We start from the raw sequence: 10123 nt of genomic DNA, 5'->3' as shown, positions 1-10123 counted from the left end.
TTTTTAATATTTCATTCTCCATTTCAATGCGTTGTAGCTTTTTCCTCAGCTTACGTATTTCGATTTGTTCTGGTGTTATCGGAGAGGCTTTTGGTGTTTTGCCCTGACGCTCATCACGCAGTTGTTTGACCCATCTTGTCATTGTGGAAAGGCCAACATCCATAGCTTTGGCGGCATCTGCCACCGTGTATTTCTGGTCAACAACCAGTTGAGCGGATTCGCGTTTAAACTCTGCGCTAAAATTTCTTTTTTTCATTGGAGCACCTGTGTTGTTCTGAGGTGAGCATATCACCTCTGTTCAGGTGGCCAAATTCAGTGTGCCACTTCACCCTGCCTGGCTGACTGATGAAGATATTATTGATTATGAGCTTACCTCACGCAATGAACCATTCAAAGGTACGATCGTATCACGTAAGAGTGTCGCAGCATTAATCACAGATATCATCGATAAACCTGAGAAACACATTGGTGAGAATATAGGTATCAATCAACCCGTGACTGATGGTGACAAGCCATTATTCATGTAAATCAATTACATAGTTACCATCGTAATGTACTATGTGCAGTACGATTTATTAAACTTATTAAGGTGAACTGATCAATCCGATGCGATTAACATGTGTAGAACCAGTAAGAATAAAATACGCCATGTATATAACATTACGACTTACATCTAAGTCAGCATAATTCTAATATCTGCACATCAATAAAAATGCAAACAACTTCCGGCAAAAAAAGTGATACAAGATCGATGACATAGCGTTGAAGAAAAGGATTTGATAATCCGCAAAATTTGCACAACACTGCCTGTAATACTTCCTGAACCAGAGACGATCATGACCGTAACCCGCCCACGCGCCGAACGCGGCGCATTTCCGCCCGGAACAGAACATTACGGACGTTCATTATTGGGCGCGCCGTTAATCTGGTTTCCTGCCCCTGCAGCCAGCCGCGAAAGTGGTTTGATTCTGGCTGGCACTCACGGTGATGAAAACTCTTCGGTCGTCACGCTCTCCTGTGCTCTGCGGACGTTGACACCTTCTTTGCGCCGCCATCATGTGGTGCTGTGTGTGAATCCTGACGGCTGCCAGCTGGGGTTACGGGCCAATGCTAATGGTGTGGATTTAAACAGAAACTTTCCGGCGGCGAACTGGAAGGAAGGTGAAACGGTTTATCGCTGGAACAGCGCCGCTGAAGAACGTGATGTCGTATTACTGACAGGTGACAAACCTGGCTCAGAACCTGAAACCCAGGCGCTGTGCCAGCTTATACACCGCATTCAACCTGCCTGGGTGGTCTCATTCCACGATCCACTGGCCTGTATTGAAGATCCCAGACACAGCGAATTAGGCGAATGGCTGGCCCAGGCGTTTGAATTGCCTCTGGTAACCAGCGTCGGTTATGAAACGCCTGGCTCTTTCGGCAGTTGGTGTGCAGATCTCAACTTGCATTGCATCACCGCAGAGTTTCCGCCCATCTCCTCCGACGAAGCCAGCGAAAAATATCTCTTTGCGATGGCATACTTGCTGCGCTGGCATCCTAAAGATGCAATTCGCCCGTCGTGAACTGAAGCGCCGGTTCCACATCTACCGCCAGCCAGGTCGGTCCGTCAAGATCGGCGAAACTGACCTGCGGCACCAGCGGTAAAGCGGCGCTAATGGCACGAGAGGTACACAACATGCAGCCCAGCATCAGACTGAAACCTTGTGCACGCGCTTCAGTCGCCAGCGCCAGCGCTTCCGTCAGACCACCGGTTTTATCGAGCTTAATGTTAACCATCTCATAGCGCCCTTTCAGCGCCTTCAGATTGCTACGTGTATGACAACTCTCATCAGCACAAATCGGCAACGGATGAATAAAATTCTCCAGCGCCGCATCGTCCTGCGCAGGAAGGGGTTGTTCAAGCATCGCAACGCCTAAATCCGCCAATAGCTGGCAACGCGCCGCCAACCCTTCTGCACGCCAGGATTCATTTGCATCAACGATCAGCGTCGCATCGGGCACAGCTGTGCGAATTGCCACCATCCGCTCACTAATAAGATGGTTATCCAGCTTCACTTTCAGTAATTTCGCGCCTGCCTGCCAGAGTGTTGATGCACTATTGGCCATCTGATCAGGCGTACCGATGACTACCGTCTGTGCAGTGATAACTGTCTCGGGAAGCGTTATGCCGATCAAATCAGCCAGCGATTGCTGCTGTTTTCGCGCGGCCAGATCCCACAATGCACAATCCAGCGCATTACGTGCTGCGCCGGCAGGGAGAATTTTTTGCAACTCCTCCCGTGTCAGCCCTTTCTCTAATTGCGACACGACGCTCATAATTTGCGCCATTACCGAGGCATCACTTTCTCCATAACGCGGATACGGCGTGCATTCGCCGGTGCCTTTAATACCCTCTTCTTCCAGTTCAACCACCACCACGCGCGCTTCACTGCGACTTCCCCGGGCAATCACAAACGGGGTATGTAAGGGCCAGGCTTCCTCAAATACCTTAACGGTTCTCATCTTTACTCCTTGTTGTCGCGGTGGTCTGCGGATTAAGCGCAAATAGCGTTTGCTGTGTTATTGACAGTTAGCATAAACTAGGTGTGACGTTAACTATATGTAAACAGGAAAGATAATCATGTCACAAACCGTTCATTTCCAGGGCAACCCGGTTACAGTCGCCAATTCCATCCCGCAGGCGGGTAGCAAAGCGCAGACTTTTACTCTCGTGGCAAAAGATCTGTCTGACGTCACCCTCGGTCAGTTTGCGGGTAAACGCAAAGTGCTGAACATTTTCCCGAGTATTGATACCGGTGTTTGCGCCGCATCAGTACGTAAGTTTAACCAACTGGCAACCGAGATCGACAACACCGTTGTGCTGTGTATTTCTGCCGATCTGCCGTTCGCCCAGTCTCGTTTCTGCGGCGCAGAAGGTCTGAACAACGTTATCACCCTCTCCACTTTCCGTAACGCTGAATTTCTGCAAGCCTTCGGTGTGGCAATTGCTGATGGCCCACTGAAAGGTCTGGCAGCGCGTGCCGTTGTGGTTATTGACGAAAATGACAATGTGATTTTCAGCCAGCTGGTGGATGAAATCACCACCGAGCCGGATTACGAAGCAGCTCTGGCTGTACTGAAAGCATAAGTTAATATGCCTGATGGTGTTGCACCATCAGGCATATTCGCGCTTACTCTTCGTTCTTCTTCTGGCTTAAGCCATATTCCCGCAACTTATTGGCAATCGCGGTATGTGAAACGCCGAGACGTTTTGCCAGTTTGCGCGTGCTGGGATAATTGCGATAAAGCTGGGTTAATACCGAGCGTTCAAAACGGCTGGTGATTTCGTCCAGCGAACCTTCCATCGCATCTTCGCCCACGGCTACCGTTGCGGCGTCATAATCCGGCAACAAAATATCCTGTGGACGCAGCTCATAACCGTCCAGTTGTGTCAGTGCGCGATAGATAGCGTTCTTTAACTGCCGCACATTTCCCGGCCACGCATAACGCGTAAGTACAGTATTCAGGTCAGCGGCCAGTTTCGGACGCGGCACGCCCTGCTCGTCGGCAAAGCGGGCGACGAACAGCTCAGTTAACGGCATGATGTCCTGCGGACAGTCACGTAGCGGCGGCAGATTGAGCGTCAACACGTTCAGACGATAATAGAGATCTTCACGGAACATGCCTTTTTGCACCAGTTCGACCAGATTCTTCTGCGTAGCGCAAATCACCCGCACATCGACATGCACCTCATGGTCTTCGCCAACCCGACGGAAAGTGCCATCATTAAGAAAACGCAGTAATTTCGCCTGCATCCGTGGTGACATTTCCCCTATTTCATCCAACAGCACCGAACCACCGTTCGCCTGCTCAAAGAATCCTTTCTTCCCTTCCGGAGCATGACCAAACAGTTCACTCTCGACCGCATCTTCCGGTATAGACGCACAGTTCAGCGCCAGGTAAGGTTTGCCCGCTCTGGGGCTTGCCTGATGGCAGGCGTAGGCAAAGAGATCTTTACCTGTACCTGTGTCACCCGTAATCAGCAGCGGCGCGCTTAGCATCGCCAGTTTCTGCGCCTGTTCGACAACATGCTTCATTTTCGGGCTGACGGCGACAATTTGACTGAAGGCGCTGACGTCCTGGGCGGCGACATTTTGCAACTGGCGGCCCATACGAATCGTTGATCGCAACATCACCACCGCACCGGTCAGGACGTGTTGATCATTTTCATCCTGAAGATAAACAGGCGTAATCTCCATCAGGAAATTCTGCCCATTAATAACGACATGCTCGTTATGCGAATCTTGCGGTTCGCTTTCCAGCCAACGTAAAAAATTAAAGCCGTTAATCAATTGTGCGGCGGTATGGTTGCGCAGGCGATCCAATTTTTGCCCAAAAAGCTGACAGCTCGCCGGGTTCGCCATATCCACTTTGCTTTTCATATCGACAGAGAGCACAGGTTCGGGCAACGCCTCCAGTAACGCGCTCAACGCCAGATGCTCACGTTCGGAAGGCATCCACGGGACAGTACGCACATCGGTAACACCTGCAATACGGCGTATTTCGGCCATCAGACTGCTGAAACTCTCAAACTCCAGTTCAGCAAAATTGAGGTAGATTCGCCCAATGGGATCAATCTCAATACCGCGTAAATCAATGCCTCTTAGCACGAGTAGATCGAGTAATTCGCGGGTCAGACCGAGTCGGTCTTCACAAAAGACTTCCAGACGCATGGGAACCTTCACCTGAAAAAAGAACAATTAATATGATGATATGACACTATTTGGATAGCAGGAAGGTTTCTGTCAACAATCATTGACACAAAGACGGAAAAACGGGCACTTCGGCGTAAAGATATCCGGTCAGCACCCGATATTGCATTATTTTTCGCTGGGCGTTTTGCCTTTTTGCAGCGTTTCTTTCACCTGACCGATAAGCTGACGACGGAAATCCCCGAGGCGAGGTTTGTCATCGTCAATCCACGGCAGCGGGCGGCAAAGCTCCATAGCTTTAATCCCGAGTCGTGCCGTCAGAAGTCCAGCACCAATTCCCTGAGCTGCGCGGGTAGACAAACGAGCAGCGAGATCTTGCGACATCCAGTCCATCCCCACTTCGCGCACCAGTTCGCTGGCTCCGGCAAAAGCGATATTCAGCAATACCAGCTTAAACAGACGCAAACGGCTGTAATACCCCAGTTCAATGCCATACAGCGTGGCGATGCGATTAATTAAACGCAGATTGCGCCAGGCGATAAACGCCATATCGACCAACGCCAGCGGGCTGACCGCAATCATCAACGTTGATTCCGCCGCCGAACGGCTGATTTCGCGCCGCGCCTGGGCATCTAAAACTGGCTGGACCAAATGCGCATACAAACTGACCACTTCACGGTCGTTTTGCGTTTCATGGATTGAGGCATACCAGCGTTGCAGCGCTGGATGAGACTGATCAATACCCGCCTGCTGCGCCAGTTTTTCGCAAAATGCGCGGCCTTTGCCCGTGCCGTGGCTGTGCAACAAATCGCGCGCTTCGTCGCGTTCATGGGCGCGCTGTCGCAAGCGCCATAAGCGCCGCCACTCTGTTACCACAGAACCTACGCCAGCGCCGATAATCAATGCCCCAGCGGCACATCCACCCAGCGCCACCCAGTCCTGAGTTTGCCAGGCATTCATTGTCCACTGTACACCCTGCCCGACAACGCTTGCGCCAAACAGAGCCAGCCCGCCCATCACCATTTTGCGCCACAGGCTGCGTTTCGGACGTAACGCTGCATCCATTACCGCTTCAACTTGCCCCTCTTCTTCAGGCGCTTCATCGAGCGTGGCCGGGGCAAATTTTGCGCCTGATTTTCGTCAAAGGTCTGCTGCGCCCTGAATTTTGGATTCTGATCGACCTCCAGCGGACCGTCGAAATCAATACGTGGTTTTAACGGTTCGGTCATCGCAATTTATCTCCTATTAAAAATTCCAGCGCGGCATCAAGACGAATATGCGGCAGCGGTTTGTCGACATCCATCACCTGCGGGCGAAACGCTTCAAACTGGAACCCTTGTTTGTCCCAGAACGCCTGACCGGGCAAACGCGCAGGAACTTCACCGGGATAAACGGTGAGTGGCGCACCATCGCTGAGCCGGTTACCGCGCAATGCCGGAATTTTCTCGCCGTTGACGTCAATAATGCCGCTGGTGGTCGCCTGCACCGAGGCCAGCCCCAGACAATCCATACTAATCCCTTCAAACGCCGCATTTTGCCAGGCATCCTGAATCAGTTGTTGCAGTAATGAAACCATATTGGCGTGCTGATCGATGGTCACATGGTCCGCTTTAGTGGCAGCAAACAATAGCTTATCGATAACCGGCGAAAACAAACGCCGGAACAAGGTACGCTGCCCGTAGTGGAAACTTTGCATCAGCTGCGTCAGTGCCAGACGCATATCATTAAATGCCTGTGGCCCACTGTTGAGAGGTTGCAGGCAATCAACCAGCACAATCTGGCGGTCAAAGCGCAGAAAATGATTCTTATAGAACCCCTTCACCACCTTCTCGCAGTAATAATTAAACCGCTCGCGCAGCATTCCGGCATTGGTGTGCTTATCGGCCTGCGCCAGTTTGGACTCGCCCCAGGTATCGACATCCGGCCACGGGAAGAATTGCAGCGCGGGCGCACCTGCCATATCTCCTGGCAAGACAAAGCGCCCTGGCTGAATAAAGTGCAGCCCCTGCTGTTTACAGTGGTGGAGATAATCGGTCCACGCGGCGGCAATGTCTGCCAGCCGGTTTTCGTCGGCAGGTGCTAGCGGGTCCAGCCCTTCGCACATCATTCGCCATTTGACCGACCATTCGCCGCGCTGACCATTGAGTAAGCCCGTCATCTGGCGTGACCAGCTTAAATAGTCCTGCGCCAGCATCGGCAGGTCGAGCAACCATTCGCCGGGATAATCCACAATCTCCAGATACAGCGTGGAGGTGTCCTTGAAGTGGCGTAGCAGCGAATCGTTCGATTTAAAACGTAGCGCCAGGCGGATTTCACTGACGCCGCGCGTTGGCGTCGGCCAGGCGGGAGGATCGCCATATAACTGCGCCAGTCCTTCATCATATGTGAAGCGCGGAATGCCAAAGTCACGCTGAGGAATGCGTTTTACGCCCAGCAGGCGCTCTTCACGCACCGCGCTTAACAGCGGCAAGCGTGCTCCGGCGTGAATATTGAGCAACTGATTGACCATCGCAGTGATAAACGCTGTTTTGCCGCTGCGGCTTAGTCCGGTTACGGCGAGGCGCAGATGTCTGTCGACACCCCGATTCACCAGCGCATTAAGTTCATTTTTAAGTCGCTTCATTGCTGTCCTGTGCTGCTCTGAAGACCAGAAAAAAATCATTCGTAAGGATATGAATGTGGGGGCCAGGCCATTGATTATCAACTGCCCGTGTTGTCATCGACGGGCGAACTCCATAAGATGTGTAGCATTCACGTTCGGACGGAGTTCCTGACCTATGTCCCCTACTATTTATGATATTGCCAGGGTTGCAGGCGTATCAAAATCCACCGTATCACGCGTGCTGAATAAGCAAACTAATATCTCCCCGGAAGCGCGCGAAAAAGTGTTACGGGCCATTGAAGAATTACAGTATCAGCCAAACAAGCTGGCCCGCGCGCTGACCTCTTCGGGTTTTGATGCCATTATGGTGATTTCTACCCGTTCGACCAAAACTACGGCGGGTAATCCGTTTTTCTCTGAAGTTTTGCATGCCATCACCGCCAAAGCTGAAGAGGAAGGTTTCGACGTGATATTGCAGACGTCGCACAATCCGGCAGAAGACTTACAAAAATGTGAAAGCAAAATTAAGCAGAAAATGATTAAAGGCATTATTATGCTAAGTTCTCCAGCGGATGAGTCATTTTTTGCCCAACTTGATAAATACGATATTCCTGTCGTGGTGATTGGCAAAGTTGAAGGTCAATATGCCCATGTTTATTCTGTCGATACCGATAATTTTGGCGACAGCATTGCGTTGACCGATACATTAATTGAAAGTGGGCATCAAAATATTGCCTGCCTGCATGCTCCGCTTGATGTCCATGTTTCAGTGGATCGGGTAAATGGTTATAAGCAGAGCCTGGCTGCGCATAATATTGCAGTGCGTGATGAATGGATTGTTGACGGTGGTTATACCCATGAAACAGCACTGCAAGCCGCGAGAGAATTATTAAGCCAGTCACCGTTGCCTGAGGCGGTGTTTGCCACTGACAGTCTGAAATTAATGAGTATTTATCGTGCGGCGGCAGAGAAAAATATTGCTATTCCGCAGCAGTTAGCGGTGGTGGGTTATAGTAATGAAACGCTGTCGTTTATTTTAACACCTGCACCGGGCGGCATCGATGTTCCGACGCAGGAGTTAGGTCAACAAAGCTGCGAGTTATTATTCCGCTTAATTTCTGGAAAACCGTCACCACAGAATATTACCGTTGCCACGCATATGACGCTGAAATAAATACCAGCTACCTTGCCTGAATGCCGGATGCGATGCTAGCGCATCTTATCCGGCCTACATTTATAGATCGGATAAAGTACTCGCGCCGCATCCGGCAATTTAGCCCATTATCAGAACGAGTAATTTACGCCGACACCTGCATAATGGAATTTATCACTGTCGCCTTCGTCGTGATCCTGCCACTCAAACGCGTATTCCAGCGAAACGGAAAGTCCGTTCTGGAAATCATAACCGTAAAATAAACCTACACGGTTAAAATCATGGCCTTCACATTCAATATCATCCTGCCAGTCCCAGTTACTCCAGCGATCCAGCCCAATGCGCGTATACGGCGTCAACGAGTGGTTGCCGAGCGTCAGCGGCAAATAGGCGCGAATTTCTTGCGTGGAAAACTCACCGTTATTGCGGCTGTCGTCCATATTGAAGCCGCGCTCGAGATAATAGTTCACTCGCAAGGCAACCGTTTCGTTGAAGGTATATTGCAGACCTGTTTCCGTTTCGACACGGGTATCAGCGTAACCGGTAGTGTTCAGATGGTTGGCAAATTTATACATCGACAACCAACCGTTGAAACGTAAATCGTCAGTCAGTTTCACATCCCAGTCTGGCGCGATTTTCCAGCGCTGCATATTCGCCGTGTCTTTACCCGGTTCATCAACGTAGTGATAACCATAATTACGGAAACCGCCGGTCAGGCCGAAACTGAAATCATCGTTTTCGAGGAACTGATAATGCACCTCCAGCTCCGGGCGATCAAACCACGTTCCACGTTTACCCGCGCTATAATCTACCGGCCCTTCCTGATAATAGGCCAGAGCAATTCTCCACGGCCCGTTGGCGGCATTAAAATAGACTGAAGGCTCCGCCAGCCCATCCATATCTTCGCCATAACCCTCGACGTTTTCTATTTCGTACATCGCGCCGATATTAAAGTGCCAGTAGTTCTTTTCCTCGGCCTGTGCGCAGGCCATTCCCGCACACATCACCAGTGCGGTACAGGGTAATAACTTTTTCATTATTGTTCCTTGTATTATTCTGGGGGAATGCCTTCCCCCTGTATTTAGCGAATTGCTATTTCCGTTTCTGCATCAAAGAAATGACATTTCGTCATATCAAAATGAATAGTGATATTTTCTCCTGCATGATAATCATTTAACGCACCAGCACGGACCACTAACTCGTGCCCCCCAACCGTGGTGTAGAGCATAAATTCCGCACCGGTTAATTCTGCCACGCTAATTTTGGCGGAAATGTTATTTTCCTCTTGCGCGTCCGGATGAATATCTTCCGGACGTATTCCCATCACGATGGGGGTAATGACTCCAACTTATTGATAGTGTTTTATGTTCAGATAATGCCCGATGACTTTGTCATGCAGCTCCACCGATTTTGAGAACGACAGCGACTTCCGTCCCAGCCGTGCCAGGTGCTGCCTCAGATTCAGGTTATGCCGCTCAATTCGCTGCGTATATCGCTTGCTGATTACGTGCAGCTTTCCCTTCAGGCGGGATTCATACAGTGGCCAGCCATCCGTCATCCATATCACCACGTCAAAGGGTGACAGCAAGCTCATAAGACGCCCCAGCGTCGCCATAGTGCGTTCACCGAATACGTGCGCAACAACCGTCTTCCGGAGCCTGTCATACGCGTAAA

At 50.7% G+C, this 10123-nt stretch carries 8 protein-coding genes and 4 pseudogenes; 4 read left to right on the top strand and 8 right to left on the bottom strand.

Translation table 11 applies throughout. The features are described 5' to 3' along the window. The coding region (locus BFF42_RS04460; protein WP_033555117.1) for an IS3 family transposase at positions 1–256 on the bottom strand (256 nt) is incomplete at its 3' end. 67 nt (positions 257–323) lie between these two features. On the opposite strand from BFF42_RS04460, the pseudogene BFF42_RS04455 reads away from it, so the two are divergent. Continuing rightward, positions 324–527 (top strand): annotated as a pseudogene (locus tag BFF42_RS04455) (NAD(P)H-binding protein); the annotation flags it as partial. Positions 528–836: 309 nt separating this feature from the next. Next, a complete protein-coding gene (gene mpaA, locus BFF42_RS04450) occupies positions 837–1565 on the top strand; it encodes a murein tripeptide amidase MpaA (RefSeq protein ID WP_024258591.1) in 729 nt (242 codons plus the stop codon). Here mpaA and ycjG read toward each other — a convergent pair. Then, entirely contained in the window at positions 1540–2505 is a 966-nt protein-coding gene (gene ycjG, locus BFF42_RS04445) for an L-Ala-D/L-Glu epimerase (protein WP_001295588.1), read from the bottom strand. The two genes, mpaA and ycjG, sit on opposite strands and share 26 nt — an antisense overlap. Positions 2506–2623: 118 nt before the next feature. On the opposite strand from ycjG, the gene tpx reads away from it, so the two are divergent. Next, positions 2624–3130 carry a thiol peroxidase gene (gene tpx, locus BFF42_RS04440; RefSeq protein ID WP_000084384.1) on the top strand — a complete coding sequence of 169 codons (507 nt, stop codon included), beginning with the start codon at positions 2624–2626 and terminating at the stop codon, positions 3128–3130. Between the two features lie 43 nt (positions 3131–3173). Here tpx and tyrR read toward each other — a convergent pair whose 3' ends face one another. The 3 genes and pseudogenes from tyrR to BFF42_RS04425 form a co-directional block, all read right to left on the bottom strand. Beyond that, positions 3174–4715: a transcriptional regulator TyrR gene (tyrR, locus tag BFF42_RS04435; protein WP_001300658.1), complete on the bottom strand. Its 1542-nt coding sequence runs from the start codon at positions 4713–4715 to the stop codon at positions 3174–3176. A gap of 147 nt (positions 4716–4862) precedes the next feature. Then, a pseudogene (locus BFF42_RS04430) lies at positions 4863–5923 on the bottom strand (DUF697 domain-containing protein). Continuing rightward, positions 5920–7317 carry a YcjX family GTP-binding protein gene (locus tag BFF42_RS04425; RefSeq protein WP_000825790.1) on the bottom strand — a complete coding sequence of 466 codons (1398 nt, stop codon included), beginning with the start codon at positions 7315–7317 and terminating at the stop codon, positions 5920–5922. The pseudogene BFF42_RS04430 and the gene BFF42_RS04425 overlap by 4 nt, the downstream one beginning before the upstream one ends. A gap of 154 nt (positions 7318–7471) precedes the next feature. Here BFF42_RS04425 and BFF42_RS04420 point away from each other — a divergent pair, with 154 nt between their 5' ends. Continuing rightward, the gene (locus tag BFF42_RS04420) at positions 7472–8470 is read left to right on the top strand and encodes a LacI family DNA-binding transcriptional regulator (protein WP_000075385.1); all 999 of its coding nucleotides are present in this window, start codon (positions 7472–7474) and stop codon (positions 8468–8470) included. 110 nt (positions 8471–8580) lie between these two features. On the opposite strand, the gene ompG is transcribed toward BFF42_RS04420, so the two are convergent. From ompG to BFF42_RS04405, 3 genes and pseudogenes are all read right to left on the bottom strand, one after another. Then, positions 8581–9486, bottom strand: coding sequence for a monomeric porin OmpG (gene ompG, locus BFF42_RS04415; RefSeq protein ID WP_000735251.1), 906 nt, complete (start codon positions 9484–9486; stop codon positions 8581–8583). A 44-nt stretch (positions 9487–9530) separates the two neighbouring features. Continuing rightward, a pseudogene (locus BFF42_RS04410) lies at positions 9531–9782 on the bottom strand (TOBE domain-containing protein); the annotation flags it as partial. Positions 9783–9797: 15 nt separating this feature from the next. Then, a pseudogene (locus BFF42_RS04405) lies at positions 9798–10123 on the bottom strand (IS1-like element IS1B family transposase); the annotation flags it as partial.

The sequence above is a fragment of the Shigella sp. FC1661 genome (genome assembly GCF_001712525.1).
Lineage (GTDB): Bacteria > Pseudomonadota > Gammaproteobacteria > Enterobacterales > Enterobacteriaceae > Escherichia > Escherichia coli.
The sequence above is the reverse complement of the archived record's forward strand: the minus strand, read 5'-3'. Positions and strand labels throughout refer to the sequence as shown.